This window comes from Mesocryomonas lacus, from assembly GCF_055730135.2.
Genome location: NZ_JBUZWE020000004.1, coordinates 252,919 through 274,316, shown reverse-complemented (window position 1 = coordinate 274,316; position 21,398 = coordinate 252,919). Strand labels below are relative to the sequence as shown.

Annotated in this window: 18 protein-coding genes and 1 pseudogene; 10 read left to right on the top strand and 9 right to left on the bottom strand. The window is 65.9% G+C overall.

Annotation, left to right across the window (positions count from 1 at the left end; genetic code table 11):
* Positions 1–121 precede the first annotated feature (121 nt).
* Positions 122–1,339: a PQQ-dependent sugar dehydrogenase gene (locus ACZLZY_RS08555; protein WP_472933910.1), complete on the top strand. Its 1,218-nt coding sequence runs from the start codon at positions 122–124 to the stop codon at positions 1,337–1,339.
* A 59-nt stretch (positions 1,340–1,398) separates the two neighbouring features.
* Positions 1,399–1,731, top strand: a complete 333-nt coding sequence (locus ACZLZY_RS08550; protein ID WP_472933805.1) for a c-type cytochrome — start codon at positions 1,399–1,401, stop codon at positions 1,729–1,731.
* A gap of 39 nt (positions 1,732–1,770) precedes the next feature.
* Here ACZLZY_RS08550 and ACZLZY_RS08545 read toward each other — a convergent pair whose 3' ends face one another.
* On the bottom strand, positions 1,771–3,573 hold the full coding sequence (locus ACZLZY_RS08545; protein ID WP_472933804.1) for an ABC transporter transmembrane domain-containing protein: 1,803 nt from the start codon (positions 3,571–3,573) through the stop codon (positions 1,771–1,773).
* Between the two features lie 263 nt (positions 3,574–3,836).
* On the opposite strand from ACZLZY_RS08545, the gene rpmE reads away from it, so the two are divergent.
* On the top strand, positions 3,837–4,058 hold the full coding sequence (gene rpmE / locus ACZLZY_RS08540; RefSeq protein WP_472933803.1) for a 50S ribosomal protein L31: 222 nt from the start codon (positions 3,837–3,839) through the stop codon (positions 4,056–4,058).
* A gap of 227 nt (positions 4,059–4,285) precedes the next feature.
* On the opposite strand, the gene ACZLZY_RS08535 is transcribed toward rpmE, so the two are convergent.
* The 6 genes from ACZLZY_RS08535 to ACZLZY_RS08510 all read right to left on the bottom strand — a co-directional run bounded on the left by ACZLZY_RS08535 (position 4,286) and on the right by ACZLZY_RS08510 (position 13,495).
* A complete protein-coding gene (locus ACZLZY_RS08535) occupies positions 4,286–6,205 on the bottom strand; it encodes a polysaccharide biosynthesis protein (RefSeq protein ID WP_472933802.1) in 1,920 nt (639 codons plus the stop codon).
* 169 nt (positions 6,206–6,374) lie between these two features.
* Entirely contained in the window at positions 6,375–8,195 is a 1,821-nt protein-coding gene (edd, locus tag ACZLZY_RS08530) for a phosphogluconate dehydratase (RefSeq protein ID WP_472933801.1), read from the bottom strand.
* A gap of 5 nt (positions 8,196–8,200) precedes the next feature.
* Positions 8,201–8,911 (bottom strand): 6-phosphogluconolactonase, encoded by a 711-nt coding sequence (gene pgl, locus ACZLZY_RS08525; RefSeq protein ID WP_472933800.1) that lies wholly within the window; start codon positions 8,909–8,911, stop codon positions 8,201–8,203.
* 113 nt (positions 8,912–9,024) lie between these two features.
* A complete protein-coding gene (zwf, locus tag ACZLZY_RS08520) occupies positions 9,025–10,503 on the bottom strand; it encodes a glucose-6-phosphate dehydrogenase (RefSeq protein ID WP_472933799.1) in 1,479 nt (492 codons plus the stop codon).
* A gap of 167 nt (positions 10,504–10,670) precedes the next feature.
* A complete protein-coding gene (locus ACZLZY_RS08515; RefSeq protein ID WP_472933798.1) occupies positions 10,671–11,951 on the bottom strand; it encodes an NAD(P)/FAD-dependent oxidoreductase in 1,281 nt (426 codons plus the stop codon).
* Complete coding sequence (locus ACZLZY_RS08510; protein ID WP_472933797.1) at positions 11,951–13,495, bottom strand: glutamine synthetase family protein; 1,545 nt, start codon at positions 13,493–13,495, stop codon at positions 11,951–11,953. Before ACZLZY_RS08510 ends, ACZLZY_RS08515 begins: the two co-directional genes overlap by 1 nt.
* A 222-nt stretch (positions 13,496–13,717) precedes the next feature.
* Here ACZLZY_RS08510 and ACZLZY_RS08505 point away from each other — a divergent pair.
* Both ACZLZY_RS08505 and ACZLZY_RS08500 read left to right on the top strand, forming a co-directional pair.
* A pseudogene (locus ACZLZY_RS08505) lies at positions 13,718–13,918 on the top strand (BrnT family toxin); the annotation flags it as partial.
* Positions 13,878–14,138, top strand: a complete 261-nt coding sequence (locus ACZLZY_RS08500) for a BrnA antitoxin family protein (RefSeq protein ID WP_472933796.1) — start codon at positions 13,878–13,880, stop codon at positions 14,136–14,138. The pseudogene ACZLZY_RS08505 and the gene ACZLZY_RS08500, both read left to right, overlap by 41 nt.
* A gap of 104 nt (positions 14,139–14,242) precedes the next feature.
* Here the strand turns inward: ACZLZY_RS08500 and ACZLZY_RS08495 are convergent, their stop codons facing one another.
* Positions 14,243–14,503 (bottom strand): SMc00767 family acetate metabolism repressor, encoded by a 261-nt coding sequence (locus ACZLZY_RS08495; protein WP_472933795.1) that lies wholly within the window; start codon positions 14,501–14,503, stop codon positions 14,243–14,245.
* Between the two features lie 57 nt (positions 14,504–14,560).
* Positions 14,561–15,865, bottom strand: coding sequence for an isocitrate lyase (aceA, locus tag ACZLZY_RS08490; protein ID WP_472933794.1), 1,305 nt, complete (start codon positions 15,863–15,865; stop codon positions 14,561–14,563).
* A gap of 210 nt (positions 15,866–16,075) precedes the next feature.
* On the opposite strand from aceA, the gene ACZLZY_RS08485 reads away from it, so the two are divergent.
* The 5 genes from ACZLZY_RS08485 (at position 16,076) to ACZLZY_RS08465 (ending at position 21,395) form a co-directional block, all read left to right on the top strand.
* Positions 16,076–17,497: a helix-turn-helix domain-containing protein gene (locus ACZLZY_RS08485; protein WP_472933793.1), complete on the top strand. Its 1,422-nt coding sequence runs from the start codon at positions 16,076–16,078 to the stop codon at positions 17,495–17,497.
* A 127-nt stretch (positions 17,498–17,624) separates the two neighbouring features.
* Complete coding sequence (locus ACZLZY_RS08480; protein WP_472933792.1) at positions 17,625–18,416, top strand: aspartyl/asparaginyl beta-hydroxylase domain-containing protein; 792 nt, start codon at positions 17,625–17,627, stop codon at positions 18,414–18,416.
* Positions 18,417–18,453: 37 nt separating this feature from the next.
* Complete coding sequence (locus tag ACZLZY_RS08475; protein WP_472933791.1) at positions 18,454–18,969, top strand: GNAT family N-acetyltransferase; 516 nt, start codon at positions 18,454–18,456, stop codon at positions 18,967–18,969.
* Between the two features lie 118 nt (positions 18,970–19,087).
* Positions 19,088–20,182 (top strand): polyamine ABC transporter substrate-binding protein, encoded by a 1,095-nt coding sequence (locus ACZLZY_RS08470; protein ID WP_472933790.1) that lies wholly within the window; start codon positions 19,088–19,090, stop codon positions 20,180–20,182.
* A gap of 61 nt (positions 20,183–20,243) precedes the next feature.
* A complete protein-coding gene (locus ACZLZY_RS08465) occupies positions 20,244–21,395 on the top strand; it encodes an ABC transporter ATP-binding protein (RefSeq protein WP_472933789.1) in 1,152 nt (383 codons plus the stop codon).
* The last annotated feature ends 3 nt before the right edge of the window (positions 21,396–21,398 follow it).

Genomic DNA, 21,398 nt, shown 5'->3' with positions numbered 1-21,398 from the left:
CCCCCGCGTCAGACGAACAGCTGACGGGAACGACGCCGAAACGGCGCGGGGGAGGAAACAGATGATGTCGAGAAAGGACCTGCTGACACGGAAGGGGGCTCTGTCCGCTTCGGTGTTGGCCATGATGCTGGCAGCAGCCGCGCCGGCGGTGGCCAAGGACAATCTGCAGAAGCTGCAGGGAATGCAGTCGACGGGCACGTCGATGGCGTTCCAGACCGTCGAGCAGACCGGGGAATATGCCGACCAGATCCGCGAGAACCTGAAAGGAATCAAGCTTCCGGCGGGTTTCGAGATCGCGCTCTATGCGGTCGTTCCCGATGCCCGGCACATCGCCATCGGGCCGCAGGGCGTGGCGACCTTCGTGGGTACGCGCAAGCAGGACGTCTGGGTGTTGACCGATCGGGACAAGAACCGCGTCGCCGACGAGGTGAAGCGCTTCGCGCCGTCGATCGATTTCGCCATTCCGAACGGCGTCTGCTTCTCCAAGGACGGCTTCCTGTTCATCGCCGAGCAGAACCGGGTGATGGTCTTCCCGGCCGCCGAGTTCTTCTATGAAAGCCCGGATGTCGCGACCGGCGAAGTCGTGCCGGCGGGTGCGCTGATTCCCGAGAGCGAGGTGTCGTTCAACCATACCGCGCGCGTCTGCCGGATCGGGCCGGACAACAAGCTCTACGTCTCGCTGGGGCAGCCCCACAACGTACCGCCGGCCGACAAGCTCGATCTCTACCGCGAGAAGGGGATCGGCGGCATCATCCGGATGGACCGCGACGGCAAGAACCGCGAGGTCTTCGCCACCGGAATTCGCAATTCCGTCGGCATGCAGTTCAATCCGGCGAATGGCGACCTCTGGTTCACCGACAACCAGGTCGACGGCATGGGCGACGACATCCCGACCGGCGAGCTGAACCGCGCCACGAAGGCCGGCGAGAATTTCGGCTTTCCCTGGTACGGCGGCGGGTCGACCCGCACCGTCGAATACAAGGATTCTGAACCGCCGGCGGATGCGGTTATGCCGCAGCGGGACATGCAGGCGCATGCGGCCGACCTTGGAATGGACTTCTACGCCGGGAAGAGCTTTCCCGCGAAGTACCAAGGCGGAATTTTCTCGGCCCAGCACGGTTCGTGGAATCGCACCGAGCCGGTCGGCGCCCGCGTGATGTTTACGCCGGTTAACGCCGACGGGACCGCAGGTGAGACCGAGGTGTTCGCCGATGGCTGGCTGGCGTCTGACGGCACCTATACCGGCCGTCCCGTCGACGTCGAGGTCATGAAGGACGGCTCGCTGCTCGTCTCGGATGACCTTGCCGGTGCGGTCTACCGCATCTCGTACAAGAAATAGTAGGGCCGCTGCCGGTTGGCCTCGGCCAGCCGGCACGCCCACTCGCCGGGATATACTGCATGAAGAATTCATCGATATGGGCGATGTCGCTTGGCCTCGCCGCGCTTATCTGCAGCGGCACCGCCCAGGCCGCCGACAAGGCCGCGGGGCGTGAGTCGGCCGGCCTTTGCGCCACTTGCCACGGCAAGAACGGGCTGGCGACGGCGCCCGATGCGCCCAACCTTGCCGGCAACAGTGCCGTCTACATCGCCGAACAGTTGAAGGCCTATCGCTCCGGGGCCCGCCAGCATCCGCAGATGTCGATCATCGCCTCGGGCCTCAGCGATGCCGACATCGCCAATCTCGCGGCGTGGTTCTCCTCGATCAAGTTGACCGCCACCTTGCCGCCGTGACCGCGGCGCTGATGCCGTGACCGCGACGAGCCGAGCCTCTTATTCCGCGGCGCCCAGCAAGGCGCCGGTCTCGAACTGTAGCCGCGCCAGGCGGGCGTAGAGTCCGTTGCGGGCGATCAGGCTGGCATGCGTCCCTTCTTCGACGATGCGGCCGCCGTCGAGCACGAGGATGCGGTCGGCCTTGAGGACGGTCGCCAGCCGGTGCGCGATGACCAGCGTCGTGCGGCCCTCCATCAGCCGTTCCAGCGCGGTCTGCACCAGAACCTCGCTCTCCGCGTCGAGCGCCGAGGTCGCCTCGTCCAGGAGCAGGATCGGCGCGTCGCGCAGAATTGCCCGCGCGATGGCGATGCGCTGGCGCTGGCCGCCGGACAGCGTGATGCCGCGCTCACCGATTATCGTGTCGTAGCCTTCCGACATTTGGCCGATGAACTCCTCCGCCAGGGCATCGCGGGCGGCCGCGACGACGTCGGGGCGGGCGGCGGATGGCGTGCCGAAGGCGATGTTGTCGGCGACGGTCGCGGCGAAGACCGTGACATCCTGCGGGACGAGGGCGATGCGCCGGCGCAGTTCGGTGAGATCCGCCTTTCGGATGTCCACCCCGTCGACGAGGATGCGACCGAAAGCCGGATCGTAGTAGCGCTCCAGCAGCGAAAAGATCGTCGACTTGCCGGCGCCCGAGGGGCCGACGATCGCCACCGTCTCGCCGGGCCGGACCTCGAAGGAGAGGTCGTGCATCGTTGTCCGGTGGCTTTGCGTCGGATAGGCGAAGGAGACGCCCTCGAAGCGCACGCTGCCGATGGCGGGCGTGGGGAGCGCCAGCGGCGTTGCGGAGACGACGACGGCCGGCTCTTCCGCCAGAAGCTCGCTGAGACGCTCGGCGGCGCCTGCAGCCTGCGAGAGCTCGCCCCACACCTCCGACAGCGAGCCGAGGGCGCCGGCGGCGAACACCGAGTAGAGCAGGAACTGGCCAAGCGTGCCGCCGGACATCGTGCCGTCGATCACCCGCTGCGAGCCGACCCAGAGCACCGCGACGATCGACGCGAAGATCAGGAAGATGGCGAAAGCTGTGAGCAGCGCGCGCGCCACCACGGAGGCGCGTGCGGCCTCGAAGGCGCCATCGACGGCGCGGGCGAAGCGGCCGGCCGTCGCAGTCTCGCTGGTGAAGGCCTGGACAGTGCGCACGGCGCCGATCGCCTCACTCGCATAGGCGCTCGCCTCTGCCAGCGTATCCTGCGCGAGTCGCGACCGCCGGCGGACGGAGCGGCCGAAGGCGACGAGCGGAATGACGATGATCGGGATGGCGCCGATGACGATGGAGGAGAGGCTCGGGCTGGTGACCGCCATCATCGTCACGGCGCCGATGAAGAGGATGAGGTTGCGCAAAGCCACGGAGGCCGTGGCGCCGACGGCGGACTTGATCTGCGTTGTATCCGCCGTCAGGCGCGAGACGATCTCGCCGGACTGCGTGCGGTCGTAGAAGGCCGGCGAAAGTCGCATGACGTGGGCGAAGACGTCCTTGCGCAGATCCGTCACCACCTGCTCGCCGAGCGTAATGACGAAATAGTAGCGGCCGGCGCTGGCGACGGCGAGGACGCCGGCGAGCACCAGCAGCATCATGAAATAGGTGTCGATGAAGGCCGTGTCGGCGGTCGAGAAACCCTTATCGATGACCCGGCGCACGGCAACGGGCAGCGACAGCGTGGTGACGGCGGCCAGCGCCAGGAAGACGATGGCGCCGACGGCGCGGGCTTTCTGGCGCTTCAGATAGGGGGCAAGGCGGCCAAGGGGGCGAAGGCTCGCCCGTCGCTTCTTTTCGGCCGCTGCCTGCGTCACGTCAGTCAAATGCGCCTCCTGGCTTTACTCGTCCCGGGGAGTTGCCTATGCCCCAGCCTCATGAGCGGCCATCGGGCCCGTGGCAGAATCAAGCTGCGGACCAGTTGCGCTGCGATGCCGCAGCCCTTGTGCCACGTTGGGGGCTGATGTATATGCTCACCCTCTAATTTGAAAGCGACCGCGCCATTTTGCCCCGCACATTCGAGCCTCCGGGAATTCCTCCGAAGGCCGAAAACCGGATGCCGAGGGCGGAAGCGCAACAGGGAAAACCGATGAGAGAGAAGATTCATCCGAACTACCACGCCATCACGATCGTGATGACGAACGGTACGGAATACCAGACCCGCTCGACCTGGGGCAAAGAGGGCGACAAGATGAACCTCGACATCGACCCGACCAGCCACCCGGCCTGGACCGGCGGCAACCAGCAGCTGATGGACCGCGGCGGCCGCGTTTCCCGGTTCAAGAAGCGGTTCGAAGGCCTCGGCCTCTAGGCTTCAACGCTATCAGACGACGAAAGAGCCTGGCGAAAGCCGGGCTTTTTTGTGCGCGCTGTCCGTTTGACCGGGCTCGGTGACCGGTGGCGGAGTTGATTGGCTGCTGCGGGAGTGGGAGGCTAGAAGGGGAGGGGGCGGTCCGTCTCAACGGCATCGCTGGTTGCCGCCAGCCGTGATTCTAACGTCCGGTCCTGAAAGGGCTCTGCCCCGTCGCGACAGGCGACCTACGGGTCGAGCGTCGTCAGGCTTTTCATCGCCGCGTGCTGCTCGACGAGCAGGTCGCGCTGCGGCTTCACGTATTCCGGCACGATGTGGCACAGGAGCTCGATGGCGCGCTGCGGCTGTCCCTGCGCCACCGCCTGCTGGATCGCATCGAGGTTGCGCTTGAGCATTGCGGGATCGCTGACGCGCGTGTGCGCCACCAGGAGGCCCGGGCGGCCGGTCTTCTCGATCTTCTCGCCGTCGCTGAACAGCTCCTCGTAGAGCTTTTCGCCCTTCCTGAGGCCGATGTAGTCGATCTTGATGTCGACATGGGGCCTGAGGCCCGCGAGCTGGATGAGGCGTTCGGCAAGCTCTGTGATGCGAATCGGCTCGCCCATGTCCAGGACAAAGATCTGGCCCTGCGCGGTATGGGCCGACATGCCGTGGCCGGCGGCGTGCAGGATCAGCCGCGACGCTTCGGGGATGGTCATGAAATAGCGGGTGATGTTGGGGTGGGTCACCGTCAGCGGCCCGCCGCGCTGCAGCTGCGCCTTGAACAGCGGAATGACCGAGCCGGTCGAGCCGAGCACGTTGCCGAAGCGGACGGTCATGAAGCGCGTGCCGGTCTGGGCGAGGTCGAGGGCCTGGCAGTAGGCTTCCGCCGCACGCTTGGTCGCGCCCATGATGCTGGTCGGGCTGACGGCCTTGTCGGTCGATACCATCACCATAGCGCTGGCGCCGCAGGCCAGCGCCGCATTGGCGACATTGCGGGTACCGATGAGGTTGGTCTCGATACCCTCTATCGGGTTTTCCTCGACGATCGGAACATGCTTCAGCGCGGCGGCGTGGAAGATGATCTCCGGCTCGAACTGGCTGAACAGGGCGCCGATCCGGTCGCTCTGCCGGACGTCGGCAATACGCGCGAAGGTCCGCACGGAGGGGTATTCCTGCGCGATCTGGCGATCGATCGAGTAGAGGTTAAACTCGTTGTTATCGAGGAGGACCAGGCGGCTCGGCTGGAACTGGGCGATCTGGCGCACGAGTTCGGAGCCGATCGAACCGCCCGCGCCGGTGACAACGACGCAGCGGTCGTTGATCAGCTTGGCGACCTCGCGGATGTCGAGCTTGACCTCCATCCGGCCGAGCAGATCCTCAAGCAGGATCGGCAGCGGCTCGATCGGGATGCTGTCGTCGATCTTGCCGGTGCGTGAAATGTCCGGCAGGCGCTTCACCGCGATCTTGAACGGGGCCGCCCGCTCGACCACGGCGGCGAGCTCGTTCGCCGAGGCGTCGGTGGCGGTGACGATGATCTGCGTGATCGGCCGCGCCGCAAGCGCCGCCCGCTGGATGATCGCGGGCAAGTCGCGCAGCGAGCCGAGGACACTGGTGCCATGCAGGCGGCGGCGCTGATTCTTCGGTCGCTCGTCGACGATCCCGACGATGCGCGACTGCAGATGGCTGCGCCGCTCGTTGCGGATGAAGAGGTCTGCCTGATCGTTGAAGCCGAACAGCAGGAGGTTGTCGACGGTGGCCGGCAGCTTGGTCGGGTCAACGCGCAGCGAGGATCCGCGCTCACGGTAGAGACGATAGGCGAGGCGCGGGCCGCCGAGGGCGACGACCATGACGAACCAGGTGATGACCATGGTCGAGCGCGGCAAATACTCGCCGCGGAACAGAAGGAAGTTGCCGAGCAGGAACACCACGCAGACGATGCTGACGACCTTGACGATCGACAGGACGTCGAGCAGCGACGCATAGCGCCAAGCGCCGCGGTTCAGCGAGAACAGCGGGAACATCGCGGCGCTGAGGCAGGTGAAGGCGGCGATCATCGCCCAGAGCTGCCACATCGTGAACAACGGGGTCAGCCCCCAGGCGAGCCCGAGCGACAGGGTGATCGAGAAGCCAGCGGCGACGACGTCGTGCACCACGCCGAGGGACCGCAAGGAACCGCGCGGGAGCTTTGAAAACCTCGCCATTAACGTAGCGAACATAGACGAGGCCTCTCGCTTGCCTGCGCTCATTTTCCGCAGCATCGATAGGGACCAAGCTATCATCGATGTTGCGAATGCGTAAAGGATACTGCGCCGGCCACGAAAACTCGTAGCCGAGGTGTCACGCGGCGAACACGCTCGCGCCTTCGCTGGCCGCACCCACCGAGTTCCGGAACGGCGCAAACAATTCGCGTCCCAGGCCGAAATCATTTCCGGAAAGGTCTGCCTCGGCCGTCTGGCGCGACGCCAGTTCCGTTGCCGGTACGAGGATTTCGAGCGTCCCAGCCTCGGCGTCGAGCCGAATGAGGTCGCCTTCGCAGATCTTGCCGATCATGCCGCCCGCCTTCGCTTCGGGCGTCACATGGATCGCCGCAGGCACCTTGCCCGATGCGCCCGACATGCGGCCGTCGGTCACCAGCGCGACCTTCTGTCCGCGATCCAGCAAGACGCCGAGCAAGGGGGTCAGGTTGTGCAGTTCCGGCATGCCGTTGGACTGCGGCCCCTGGAAGCGCATAACCGCAATGAAATCCCCGGTGAGCGTGCCGGCGTTGAAGGCGGCAAGAAGCTCGTGCTGGTCGTGGAAGATTTTAGCCGGCGCTTCGACCGTCCGGCGTTCCGGCTTCACCGCAGAAACCTTGATCACCGCCTGGCCCATGTTGCCCTGCAGCATCTTCAGCCCACCATTCCCGGAGAACGGCTTGTCGCCGGTCGTCAGCACCTTCGGGTCGCCGCTCTCGGCCGGGGCGGGATGACGTGCGACGGCGCCGTCGGCTCCCAGCCTTGCTTCGACCGTATAGGCGCGAAGGCCGGTGCCGAACGACGTGCGGACGTCGTCGTGCAGCAGTCCGTGGTCCAGCAGTTCGCGGATCAGGAAGCCCATGCCGCCAGCCGCTTGGAAGTGGTTCACGTCGGCAAGACCGTTCGGATAGACCCGCGCGAGGAGCGGCGTGACGTCGGAAAGGTCGGAGATGTCCTGCCAGGTCAGCTTGATGCCGGCGGCCGCCGCCATCGCCACCAGGTGCAAGGTGTGGTTGGTCGAGCCGCCGGTGGCATGGAGGCCGACGACGCCGTTGACCACAGCCCGCTCGTCGACGACGAGGCCGGCGGGCGTGTACTCGTTGCCGAGGGCGGTGATCGCCAGCGCCCGACGCGTCGCCTCGCGGGTCAGCGCGTCCCGCAGCGGGGTGCCGGGGTTGATGAAGGAGGCGCCCGGCATGTGGAGGCCCATGATCTCCATCAGCATCTGGTTGGAATTGGCGGTGCCGTAGAAGGTGCAGGTGCCCGGCCCGTGATAGGACTTCGACTCCGCCTCCAAAAGGGCGTCGCGCCCGACCTTGCCCTCGGCGTAGAGCTGCCGGATGCGGCTCTTCTCGTCGTTCGGCAAGCCGGTGGTCATCGGGCCGGCAGGGACGAAGATCGCGGGCAGATGGCCGAAAGTCAAAGCGGCGATGGTGAGGCCCGGCACGATCTTGTCGCAGACGCCGAGATAGACGACGGAATCGAACATGTCGTGGCTGAGGCCGACGGCCGCCGACATGGCGATGACGTCGCGCGAGAACAGGCTGAGCTCCATGCCAGCCTTGCCTTGGGTGACGCCGTCGCACATTGCCGGCACCCCGCCGGCGACCTGCGCGGTCGCGCCAACCTCGCGCGCCGTCTGGCGGATCATCTCGGGGTAGTGCTCGAATGGCTGATGCGCCGACAGCATGTCGTTATAGGCGGTGATGATGCCGAGATTGGGGGTCTGGCTGTCCGACAGGCGTTGCTTGTCGGTCGGTCCGCAGGCGGCGAAGCCATGCGCAAGGTTGCCGCAGGACAGCGTCGAGCGCTTCGGCCCCTCGGCGCCCTTCGCCGTGATGCGGCTGAGATAGAGGTCGCGGCTGCGGTGCGAACGCTCGCGGATGCGGTCGGTGATCTCGTCGATGCGGCGGTCCACGGTCATGGCGCTCAAGCCTCGTCTTGGGGAAGGGGGGCCCAGAAGATCTGGAGCGGGTGTTCGCGCGGGGCCCGAAGGACTGCGCGGATGGGAAGGTCCAGCTCGGAGCCGGCCTGCTGCGCGCTGGACAGGACGCGTGCCTTCTCCGTTCCCTCGATGTGCAAGGCGAGGAAGCGGGCCTCAACCAGCCGCGGCAAGGTCAAGGTGACGCGCGGCTCGCCGGCGCCCTCGGCCCGGATCACCGACACCGCCCGCGGGTTCTGCGGATCGAGCGCGGCGACGAGGTTGTCGCCGTTCGGGAAGAACGATGCGGTGTGGCCGTCCGTGCCCATGCCGAGCACCACCGCATCGAGCGGCCGAGCGAGGCCGCCGAGCCGCGACTGGAGCTCGGGCAGCACATCCTCCGGCGTGTCGGCTTCCTCGTAGAGCGGCTCGAAATGCGCTGCGGCCGCCGGGCCTTTCAGGAAATGCCGCTTCAGGAAGGCGGTGTTCGAACGGGAATGGGAGTCGGGGACCCAGCGTTCGTCGACCAAGGTCACCGTAACGGCCTTCCAGTCGAGTTCGGTCGCCGCAAGGGTTTCGAGGAACAGCAGCGGCGTCGAGCCGCCGGAAACGGCAAAGCTTGCCGAGCCGCGGGTCGCGATGCCCCCGGCGAGCACGGCGGCGACGCCCGTCGCCAAAGCTTCCGCCAGCATCTGGCGGGAAGGATATCGGTGAAGCACTTCGCGTCCTTTCAGATGGGCCCTGACGGTATCGACAAGTTCAGGCTGACAGCCGTCGCGGCGGCGCGAGACGGCGGACGTCGCGCCATGCCGGCGGCGGACCGGAGCGCCCGTCAGTCCGGCTCGTGCCAGGTCCGACCATCGCGCTCGATCAGCGCGATGGAGGAGGACGGGCCCCAGGTTCCAGCCGTGTAGCCTTGCGGCTTCACGGACTTCTCTTCCCAGGCCTTGAGGATCGGATCGACCCATTCCCAGGCCGCCTCGACCTCGTCGCGCCGCATGAACAGCGTCTGGTTGCCACGGATCACGTCCATCAGCAGCCGCTCATAGGCGTCCGGGTTTCGCGTATGGAACGACTCGGCAAAGCTCATGTCCAGCGGAACATGGCGCAGGCGCATGCCGCCGGGGCCAGGATCCTTGATCATCAGCCACTGCTTGACGCCCTCGTCGGGCTGCAGGCGCATGACGAGCTGGTTCTGCACCACGTTGCCGGCGCTGGAATCGAAGATCGAATGCGGGATCGGGCGGAAGGTGACGACGATCTCCGACATCCGGTTCGACAGGCGCTTGCCGGTGCGGAGGTAGAAGGGCACGCCGGCCCAGCGCCAGTTGCCGATCTCGACCTTCAGCGCGACGAAGGTCTCGGTGTCGCTCTCGCCGTTCGCCAAATCCTCGATGTAGCCCTTCACCGCGGCACCGCCGGAAGCGCCTGCCTTGTATTGGCCGCGCACGGTCCGCTGCTCGACATTGGCGGCGGTGATTGGGCGCAGCGCCCGCAGCACCTTCAGCTTCTCGTCGCGCAGCGCGTCGGCGTTCATGGCCGAGGGCGGCTCGAGCGCGACGAGGCAGAGCAGCTGCAGGATGTGGTTCTGCACCATGTCGCGCAGCGCGCCAGCCTTGTCGTAATAGCTGGTCCGGCCCTCGAGGCCGACTTCCTCGGCCACCGTGATCTGCACGTGGTCGATGTAGCCGGACTTCCACACCGGCTCGTAGAGCATGTTGGCAAAGCGGAGCGCCATCAGATTCTGCACCGTCTCCTTGCCGAGATAGTGATCGATGCGGAAGACCTGCTCTTCGCTGAAGTGCCGGCCGATGGTGTCGTTGAGGGCCCGCGCCGAATCGAGGTCGCGGCCGACCGGCTTCTCGACCACCAGCCGCGTATTGGCGCTTGACAGGCCCTTTTCCGCGATGCGGCTGGCGAACTCGCCGAACAAAGCGGGCCCGACGGCGAGGTAGAAGGCACGGATCCGGCCAGGCTCGGCCTCGTCGAGCAGCGCCTTCAGCTCGTCCCAGCCCTTGTCCGAGCGCGCATCGACCTCGCGGTAGTGCAGGCGCGAAACGAAGCGCTCGATCGCCTCCGGGCTCTGATGGGCCGGCTTGACATGGGCGGTGATCGCTGCGCGGGCGAAGGCCCGGTAGTCATCGTCGGAAATGTAGGTCCGCGAGGCGCCGATGATGCGGGCCTGCGGGGGAAGCTGACCGTCATGGTCGCGGTGATACAGCGCCGGCAGCAGCTTGCGCTCGGCGAGATCGCCGTTGCCGCCGAAAACGATGTAGTCGAACGCATCGACCGGAATGATCTGGCTGGTCATCGACGCCTTTCCTGGGCGCATGCTGCGCCGCATTAAACCCCCGTGGGAACGAGGTAGTCTAATCGATTGAAACTTTCCAGTGCCGCCCATGCATCATGCCAGGGGCACCTGTCTGCAGGCTTTCTGCCGAGGTAGGCGCATAACGTGTTCTCGTCATGACGCCGGGCTCAGAAGCGATCGCGCAGCGAGAACCAGGTCATGGCGAGAAACAGCAGCGGCTGGCGCAGCGCCGTCCCGCCGGGGAAGGCCGGGATGTCGAGTGCCTCCAGCACCGCCAACCGATCTTCGTTGCCGGCGACGCGCTCGGCATAGAGCCGGCCGGTGAAGTTCGACAGCATCACGCCATGGCCGGAAAACCCGCCGATAGCAGTGATGCCGGGCTCGACGGTGCGCACGAACGGCATGCGCGGCAGAGTGATGCCGACCGAGCCGCCCCAGCTGTGGGTGATCTCGACATCTTTCAGGTGCGGATAGATCTCGGCGATCTGCCGGCGGATGTGCACCGAGATGTCGCTCGCCGCCGAGGTATAAGCCTCGCGGCCCCCGAACAGCAGGCGCCCGTCGCGCGACTTGCGGAAATAGCGGACGACAAACCGCGAGTCGTCCACCGCTTCGTTGCCGGGCAGGACGCGATCGGGCTCGGCGAGCGGGGCGGTGGCGCCGATGAAAGAGCGGATCGGCATGATGTGCCGGGCCATTTCGCCGTTCAGTTTGCCGCCATGGGCATTGGTGGCGACGAGGGCCCGCTCGGCCCGGATCCTGCCCCGCGCCGTGGTGGCGAGGACCCCGCCGACGCCGGTCAGCGAGACCACCGGCGTTTCCTCGAACAGCAGGGCGCCGGCCTTGGCGGCCGCGCGCGCGGTTCCGACCAGCAGTTTCAGCGGATGGATGTGGCCGGTGCCGGTATCGCGGATCCCGCCGAAATAGGCCGAGGACCCCAGTCGCTCCGCGGTCTCGGCCCGGTCCATGACGGTGATGTGCTGATAGCCGTAGCGTGTCGCGAGATCGTCGGCATAGGCGGCATAGTCTTTGACGAAACGCTGCCGGTGGGCGACCGACATCTGCCCGGGGGCGTAGTCGATATCGATCGCATGGGTCTCGGCGAAATCCAGAAGATGCGCCTTCGCCTCTTCCGCAAGGTCGAACAGCGCCTTAGTGCGCTCGAAGCCGTATTGCGGCTCGAGTTCCGAGGTCCAGAGCCGCTGGCCGGTGTTCATTTGCCCGCCATTGCGGCCGGATGCGCCATCACCGAAGCGATGCGCCTCCAGCACGGCGACGCGCACGCCGCGGGCAGCCAGGTGCGTTGCGGCGGACAGGCCGGTGAAGCCGCCGCCGACGATCAGCACGTCAACGGTGAGGCTCTCCTCGAGCTTGGGATAGCGCGGGCGCTCAACCGAGTCCTCGTACCAGGAACGGCCGGGCGAGATCGGCGACTGATACGGCGACATCAGACGCTCAAAAGGAGGAACTCGCGCTCCCACGGGCTGATGACCTGCATGAAGGTCTCGAACTCACCGCGCTTGATGCCGGCATAGGTGCCGACGAACTCGCGCGAGAACACCTCGTGGAAGGCCGCTTCGCCCTCGAAAACCGCGACCGCCTCGAGCAGGCCGCGCGGCAAGGAGATCTCGCCGTCCTCGTTCGCGGTCCGGTCGGTCGGCTGGCCCGGCTGCAATTCGCCGGCCATGCCGAGATAGCCGCAGGCGAGAGATGCGGCGAGCGCGAGATAGGGGTTGGCGTCGGACGACGGCAGGCGGTTCTCGACGCGCCGGGCAACGGCATCCGACGTCGGCACCCGGAAGGCGGTGGTGCGGTTGTCGTAGCCCCAGGCGTTGTTGGTAGGCGCCGACATGCCGTAGGTCAGGCGGCGGTAAGAGTTGACGTAGGGCGCCATCATGATCAGTGCTGCCGGCACGTAGCGCTGCATGCCGCCGATGAAGTTGTAGAACAGCGGCGAGGGCGTGCCGTCCTCGAGGCTGAAGATGTTGCGCCCGGTGCGCTGGTCGATCACCGACTGGTGGATGTGCATCGCCGAACCCGGCTGGCCCTGGATCGGCTTCGCCATGAAGGTCGCGTAGATATCGTGCTTCAGCGCCGCCTCGCGGATGGTGCGCTTGAACATGAAGACCTGGTCGGCGAGCTCGATCGGCGCGCCGTGGCGCAGGTTGATCTCGAGCTGGGCCGCGCCGTCCTCGTGGATCAGCGTGTCGATCTCGAGGCCCTGCGCCTCCGAGAAATGGTAGATGTCGTCGATCAGCTCGTCGAACTCGTTCACGCCGCCGATGGAGTAGGCCTGCCCGCTCTGGATCTGGCGGCCGGACCGGCCGATCGGCGGGGTCAGGGGATAGTCGGGGTCGACGTTCTTGGAAACGAGATAGAACTCGATCTCCGGCGCGACGATCGGCTGCCAGCCGCGGTTTTCATAGAGAGCCAGCACCCGTTTCAGGACGTTGCGCGGCGTGTAGCCGACGGCAGCGCCCGTGGTGTCGACCAGGTCGCAGATCACCTGCGCCGTCGGATCGCTCTCCCAGGGCACCAGCGAGAGCGTCGATAGGTCCGGCACCAGCTTCAGATCGCCGTCGTTCGGCGAGTAGCGGAACTCGCCGGTCTCCTCGGGGTATTCGCCGGAAATCGTGTGCATGAACAGCGCCGAGGGCAACGCCAGCGAGGTGTCGCCGGTGAACTTTTTGGCCGGCATCATCTTGCCGCGGGCAACGCCGGCAAGATCGGGCGTGATGCACTCGATGTCGTCGATGCCGCGTGCCTTCAGCCACTCGACGGCCTCTTCCTTCGATCCGACGCCGCGCTTCGAGTCGAGAAAGGCCGGCCGCTCGCCCTCGGCCAGCTTGAAGCGACCAAGGTCGCGGCGCGGGGCCGCTGGCACAGACGGCTGCGCGCTGCCGGTATCGCTCGACCGGCGCTTCAGCTTGTCGCGCTTGATCTTCGGTCGGGTGCTCAGTTCAGGGCGCGTCGGCCTGGGGCGGTCTGCCATGCGATCTTTCTGCGGCTGCTCGAATGCCGGACAGCATAGACGCCCGGGGCGGGACGGGGAAGGCGCGGCGGTTGGTCGGGCATCAATCCAAGCCTCTTTTGCCGCTACAATAGCGTTGCCGCTCTTTGTTATCATCGCTAGCGTGATGGAAAAAGAGTAACCTTCGACCCTGCAAAGCGGGAAACAGCCCTTCGCGAGCGCGGGCTCGATTTCGCGGACGCGGGATTGGTTTTCGGAGGACGTGTTCTGACACTTGAAGACACGCGCAGGGACTATGGTGAGGCGCGGTTCAAGACCTATGGCTTGTTCGGCGGCCGCGTCGTCATGGTGGTCTGGACCCCTCGCGACGATGCGCGCCACTTCATCTCCACGAGGTATTGCCATGAACGTGAAGCCAACCGAGCCCGGCAGCGAATGGATTGATCCGGACGACGCGCCGGAGTGGACCGACGAGATGTTCGACCGGGCCGATCTCTATCACGGCGAGGTGCTGATCCGGCGCGGGCTCCCGCCGCAGGCGCATTCCAAGTGGCAGGTAACCTTGCGGTTGAGCGCCGAAGTCATCGAGCACTTCAAGGCGGGTGGGCCCGGCTGGCAGACGCGCATTGATGATACGTTGAGGCGGGCTATTGTATCGAAGTAGAACGGCAGCGGATGCAAAGGCCGGCGAGGCCTTCGCATCCGTTCATTCTTACGACGTGGAAGATCGCTGCCGTCCCAAGCGCCGATGCCGGCAGTGTAACGAAATCAGTCCGCCGTCTTGACGATGACCGGGATCAGAAGGTCGCCCCACTTGCCGTTGCCGGAATGGTGGCGGGCGGAGCGGACGAGCTCGACCGAGACGCCGGCTTCCACCGCCTTCATGACGGACTGGTTGAGGCGGTGGAGGTCATTCGCCAGCATGCGGATGGCGCTTTGCTGCGCCTCGTCCATCGACGAGGACTGCTCCTCGGCGCGTTCTTTGACGCGAGTGCGGGGGCGGATGTCGGCCTGGATGACGCTGCTCATGGTCTTTCTCCCAAAAGATGAATGTGGCTGTTCTGAAAGTTGCGGTCGGGCGGTGGCCTATTCGGCGGCAGCGAGGTGCGGCGTCTCTTCGCGAAACTGCGCCTGCTCGGTGGAGTCGGACATCGCCGTCGTCGAGGATGTGCCACCGGAAATGGCCATCGACACGGCATCGAAGTAGCCGGTGCCGACCTCCCGCTGGTGCTTGGTGGCGGTGTAGCCGTCGGCCTCCGCCGCGAACTCGGCCTGCTGCAGTTCCGAATAGGCTGACATCTGCCGATCCCGGTAGCCGCGGGCGAGCTCGAACATGCCGAAGTTCAGCTGGTGGAAGCCGGCGAGGGTGATGAACTGGAACTTGTAGCCCATCGCGCCAAGCTCGCGTTGGAACTTGGCGATGGTCGCGTCGTCGAGATGCTTCTTCCAGTTGAACGAGGGCGAGCAGTTGTAGGCGAGCATCTGGTCGGGGTGCTCGCGCTTCACCGCCTCGGCAAATCGCCGGGCCTGGTCGAGATCAGGCTTCGAGGTCTCGCACCAGATGAGATCGGCATAGGGCGCATAGGCGATCGCCCGGGCGATGCAGGGCTCGAGACCGTTGCGGATGTGGAAGAAGCCCTCCGCCGTGCGCCCCGCCGCGTGATCGACGAAGGGCTGGTCGCGCTCGTCGATGTCGGAGGTGAGGAGCTTGGCCGCTTCCGCGTCGGTGCGGGCGATGACCAGCGAGGGCACGCCCATCACGTCGGCGGCGAGCCGCGCGGCGGTGAGGTTGCGGATATGCGCCTGGGTCGGGATCAGCACCTTGCCGCCGAGATGGCCGCACTTCTTCTCCGAGGCCAGCTGGTCCTCATAGTGGACGCCGGCTGCGCCCGCCTCGATGAAGGCCTTCATGATCTCGAAGGCGTTAAGCGGACCGCCGAAGCCGGCCTCGGCATCGGCGACGATCGGCGCGAACCAGGTGTCGACTGAGTGATGGCCTTCGGCCTGCTCGATCTGGTCGGCGCGCTGGAGGGTGCGGTTAATGCGGCGGCAGAGTTCCGGCGCAGCGTTGGCAGGGTAAAGCGACTGGTCCGGATACATCGCGCCGGCCGTGTTGGAATCGGCCGCGACCTGCCAGCCCGAGAGGTAGATCGCCTTCAGCCCGGCGCGCACCTGCTGCATCGCCTGGTTGCCGGTCATCGCGCCCAGCGAATTGACGTAATCCTCCGAGTGCAGCAGCTGCCACAGGCGGTTGGCGCCGTTCTCGGCCAGCGTATGGCGGATCTGGACGGAGCCGCGCAGCCGCTTCACCACATCGGCCGAATAGGGGCGGGTGACATGGTCGAAACGCCCTGCAGGGGCGCTGGGGACAAGGCTGTCAAATTCGGTCATGGCCAATCCTCACAATCAACGTGCTCCGACGGTGTCGGACAGGAAGGGTGTGACAGATTGCGCTCCGCGTCCCAAGGAAACACCTACAGGAAAGGGGCGGGAAACGTGTCAGCCTGTACCGGCTTTGACAATCACCGGCTGTCACGTTGTAAATGCTGTCAATGGATCGGGGCCGCTCTGGTCCGACAAGACTGTCACAGCGAGGGCATCATGGCCGAGAACAAGATCTTCGCGGGCCCCCGGATCCGGCGGATGCGCAACGGCCTCTCCCTGACGCAGACGGCCATGGCCGAGCGGCTCGGCATCTCGCCGTCCTATCTCAACCTCATCGAGCGCGATCAGCGGCCGCTCACCGTGCAACTGCTGCTGAAACTCTCCGAGGTGTTCGCGATCGATCTCAGCGACCTCCAGGGGGGCGAGCGCGCCGGGCTGATGGCGGATCTGCGCGAGGTGTTCGCAGACCCGCTGCTGGCCGGCGAACTGCCGGGACCGCAGGAACTCGTCGAGATCGCCGAGGCGGCGCCGAATGCCGCCGCGGGCATCGCCAAGCTCTACCGGGCCTACAAGGAGCAGCTCGGCCGGCTGACCGACCTTTCCGATCTCCTCGCCCGCGACGGCTTGCAGCCGGGTCTTGCCGGCGCGCGGCTGCCGATCGACGAGGTGCAGGAAATGTTCGAGACCCGCCCGAACCACATCGCGGCGCTCGAGACCGCGGCCGAGGCCTTCCACCGCCAGCTTTCCCCTGGCGACGATCTGATGGCGGCTTTGAAGGCATGGCTGCGCGCCGAGCACGACATCTCGGTGCGCATCCTGCCCGTGCAGACCATGCCCAACTGGCGCCGCCGCTTCGACCGCCACTCGCGCCGCCTCTTCCTGTCGGAACGCCTCGTCTCCGCCGACCGGCTGCGGGAGGTGGCGATGGAGGCGGTGCTGCTGGCGCTTGGACCGGTCATCGCGGCGGAGAATGCAAGTTTTGGCTTCTCCAGCGCCGAGGCGATGCGGCTCGCGCGCTACGAACTCGTGCGCTACGCCGCCTTGGCGCTGATGATGCCGTATGCGGCTTTCCAGGCGGAGGCGGAGCGCTCGGGCTACGACATTGACGTCCTGCGCGGCCGCTTCCAGGCCTCGTTCGATCAGGTGGCGAGCCGGCTGACCACGCTGCAGCGCCAGAGCGCGCCGGGCATCCCGTTCTTCATGCTGGAGGTCGACCACGCCGGCAACCGCTTTCGGCGGGCCGGGGCGCGGGGCTTTCCGGTGCAGCGCTTCGGCGGCGGCTGCCCCAAGCTCGGCCTCCACGCCGCCTTTTCCCAGCCGGGGCAGATCCTGGTCGAAACCGTCGAGATGCCGGACGGGGCGACCTTCCTCACCGTCTCGCGCACGGTCGACGGGCTCGTCGCCGGTTTTCAAGAGCGGCCCCGCCGCACGGCGATCCTTCTCGGCTGCGACATCGCCCATGCCAAGGACACGATCTACGGCCGGTCACTCGGCGGGGAGCGGGCGCCGGTGAAGATCGGGCCGGCCTGCCGGCTGTGCGAGCGGCAGGCCTGTCTCTCCCGCGCTGAACCTCCGCTGACGCGCCCGCTGGGGCTCGATGAGATGGTGACGGGCCTCAGCGCATTCGATTTTCAGTAGCGGCCTGCTATGTACCGCCATCGACAGGGCGCGCCGCCATTTCAGCATTATTTCGTGATGCTGCAGACGACACGCGCAAGGTCCGCCACAACCGCGCGGATCTCAAACAGCGCAGAAGGTAGACAGCATGGATCAACGCGTGCAGCAGAAGGCGAAGACCGAGGGCATCGAGGACACGATGTCCGGCAACGGGTTCGTCGCAAAGGCCGTCCAGAAGCTGGTCGACGGCGCCGAGAAGCTCAATCTCAAGCATTCGGCCGTCGGCAATCCCGCGGTCTATCCGACCGACGATTTCCCCTGGGCGCGGGAAGTCGAGGCGGAGTGGCATCTGATTCGGGCCGAGCTCGACAAGATCCTGGTGCGCAAGGGCGACCTCCCGGCGTTCCACGAGATCTCCTCGGAGGTCCGGTCGATCTCGTCCGACCAGAACTGGAAGACCTTCTTCCTCTGCGGCTATGGCATCAAGTCGCCCGAGGCGATCGCCCAGTGCCCGGAGACCTGGCGCATCCTGCAGAAGATCCCCGGCATGAAGTCGGCGATGTTCTCGATCTTCGAGCCCGGCAAGCATCTGCCGCCGCACCGCGGGCCGTATAACGGCGTGCTGCGCTTCCACCTCGGCCTCGTCGTGCCCGACCAGCCGGACAAGATCGGCATCCGCATCGACAAGGAGGTCTGCCACTGGAAGGAAGGCGAGGCGCTGATCTTCGACGACGCCTACGAGCACGAGGCCTGGAACCACTCCGACTCGGTGCGGGTCGTACTCTTCGTCGATTTCGAGAAGCCGCTGACTTTCCCCGCCAACCTCACCAACAAGGCGGTCCTGAACCTTGCCGTCTTCACACCCTTCATCCGCGAGGGCTACAAGGCGCAGAAGGCCTGGGAGAAGCTGTTCTACGGCGAAGGCCAGAAGCACCGCTGACCGGGGCCCGCCGATGACAGGCTTTTCGTGGGAGAGGATGCTCCCGGCGCACCTGGCCAGCGTCAAGGCGCTGGCCGACCGGGTGCATCCCGAGCTTCCCGAGCGGATCGAGGTCTTCGCGGACCGGCTGGCCGCCTATCCCGCCGGCAGCCGCGTGCTGATCGGGTCGGGGAGCGTCCTGGGGTATGCCGTATCGCATCCGGCCAAGCTCTTCGAGCCGTCGCCGCTCGATCATCTCCTCGGGACGATCGGGCCTGACGCCGACAGCTATTACATCCACGACGTTGTGGTTGCGCCCGAACTGCGCGGGCAGGGACATGCCCGGCTCGGCGTCGAGGCTCTATTGGCCGACGTGCCTTATCCCGTGACGGCTTTGGTGTCGGTGTACGGGACGATGCCGTTCTGGGCCGGCTTCGGCTTTACCGACGAAACCGCCGCCTTGCCGGAAGGAAAGCTCGCACCCTATGGCGCCGACGCCCGCTACATGCTGCGCCGCCATATGATGGCCGGGGATATTGACGCGTGTCATGCGGTTGTTCTGCAAAAGCACTAGGCACGTGGCAGTCGATGCTGAATAGTGAGGCTTGTCGCCATTTCGGCCCGCGCCGAGACGCCCGTCCGCCCTTTCGTCACACACCCAAACATCTATGCTTCCAGCGAGGTTGTCCTTTATGAAACAGCGTCTTGCAACGGTCGGAGCGCTTGCGCTCGTGCTCGTCTCGGCCTTCTCTGCCGCCGCGCAGGAAAAGATCGTCCGGGTCTACAACTGGTCCGACTATATCGACGATTCGATCCTCAAGGATTTCACGGCCGAGACCGGCATCCGGGTCGTCTACGACGTGTTCGACTCCAACGAGATTCTCGAGACCAAGCTGCTCGCGGGCGGCACAGGCTACGACGTCGTCGTGCCCTCGGCGGAATATCTCGGCCGGCAGATCCAGGCAGGCGTGTTCCAGAAGCTCGACAAGTCGAAGCTGCCGAACCTCACCAATATGTGGGATGTGATCACCAAGCAGACCGCGACCTATGATCCCGACAATGCCTACTCCGTGAATTACATGTGGGGCACGACCGGCATCGGCTACAACAAGAAGAAGGTGGAGGAGCTCCTGCCGAACGCGCCGGTGGACTCCTGGTCTCTGGTGTTCGACCCGAAGAACGCGGAAGTCCTGTCGAAGTGCGGTATCGACATGCTCGACTCGGGCGCCGAGATGATCACGGCCGCACTGAACTATCTCGGGCTGAGCCCGGATACCCAGGATCCGGCCGAGATCGACAAGGCGAAGGATCTCCTGCTCTCCGTTCGCCCCTATGTTCGGAAGTTCCATTCCTCGGAATACGTCAACGGTCTCGCCAATGGCGACATCTGCGTGGCCGTCGGCTTCTCGGGCGATGTGTTCCAGGCGCGGGACCGCGCCAAGGAAGCGGCGCAGGGCGTCGAGATCGGCTATTCCATCCCGAAGGAGGGGGCCCTCTTGTTCTTCGACCAGTTGGCGATCCCGTCGGATGCGCCGGACCTCGACAACGCCCATGCCTTCATCAACTACATGATGAAACCCGAGGTCATCGCGAAGGCGACCAACTTCGTCGTCTACGCCAATGGCAACCTGGCGTCGCAGAAGCTGATCGAGCCGGCGATCCTGGCTGACAAGGCGGTCTACCCGGACGAGGCGACGCTCGCCAAGCTGTTCACTAAGAAGCCCTATGACGCGAAGATCCAGCGTCTGATCACCCGCGCCTTCACCACGGTGAAGACCGGTCAGTAGCACTCCCGCCCGGTCGCCATCGGCGGCCGGGCCCTTTCCAGTCTGGCGCGGGCACCTCAGCATGGCAGTGACGACGAAGTCCCTTGGAAACATCCGCCGCAGCTTCGAGCCGTGGAACGACCCCTCGCAGAAGCCGCTGATCGAGGTGGACGGGGTGACCAAGCGCTTCGGCACGTTCACCGCGGTCGACGACCTGACCATCGGCATCCATCGCCGCGAATTCTTCGCGCTGCTCGGCCCTTCCGGCTGCGGCAAGTCGACACTGCTGCGCATGCTCGCAGGCTTCGAGGCACCTACCTCGGGCGATATCCGGCTCGAGGGCGAGAGCCTCGTCGGCGTGCCGCCGCACAAGCGGCCGGTGAACATGATGTTCCAGTCCTACGCGCTCTTCCCGCACATGACGGTCGAGAAGAACATTGCTTTCGGCCTGAAGCAGGACGGCATGGCGAAGTCCGAGATCGACGCGCGGGTTGCCGAGATGCTGAAGCTCGTCAAGCTCGAGCCCTTCGCCCGGCGCAAGCCGCAGCAGCTGTCCGGCGGCCAGCAACAGCGTGTGGCGCTCGCCCGTTCGCTGGCCAAGCGCCCGAAAGTGCTGCTGCTGGACGAGCCGCTCGGCGCGCTCGACAAGAAGCTGCGCGAGGAGACCCAGTTCGAGCTGATGGACCTGCAGCAGGAGCTTGGCCTCACCTTCATCGTCGTCACGCACGACCAGGAGGAGGCGATGGTGATGGCCGACCGCATCGCGCTGATGCGGGAGGGCAAGATCGCCCAGGTCGCGACGCCGGCGATCATCTACGAGGCGCCGAGCAACCGCTACGTCGCCGACTTCATCGGCAATGTGAATCTCCTCGATGGCCGCATCGAGAGCCGCCGCGACGGAAGGGTGCGGCTCGCCGCTGCCGGCACCATCGTCGAGACCGAGACCGCTGTCGACCTCAAGCCGGGCGACACCGCCTTCTTCGCGATCCGCCCGGAAAAGGTGAAGATCGGGCGCCAGGCCCCGGCCGACCCGTCGGTCAACGCCCTGAAGGGCGAGGTGTGGGACATCGCCTATCTCGGCGACGTGACCCTTTTCAACGTCAAGCTGCCGACCGGCGAGATCGTCCGTGCCACCACGATCAACGCCGCGCGCGGCATCGAACGGCCGCTGGCTTGGGACGACGAGGTGTGGATCACCTTCGCCGCCGATGCCGGCATCGTCCTGACGCAGTAGGGG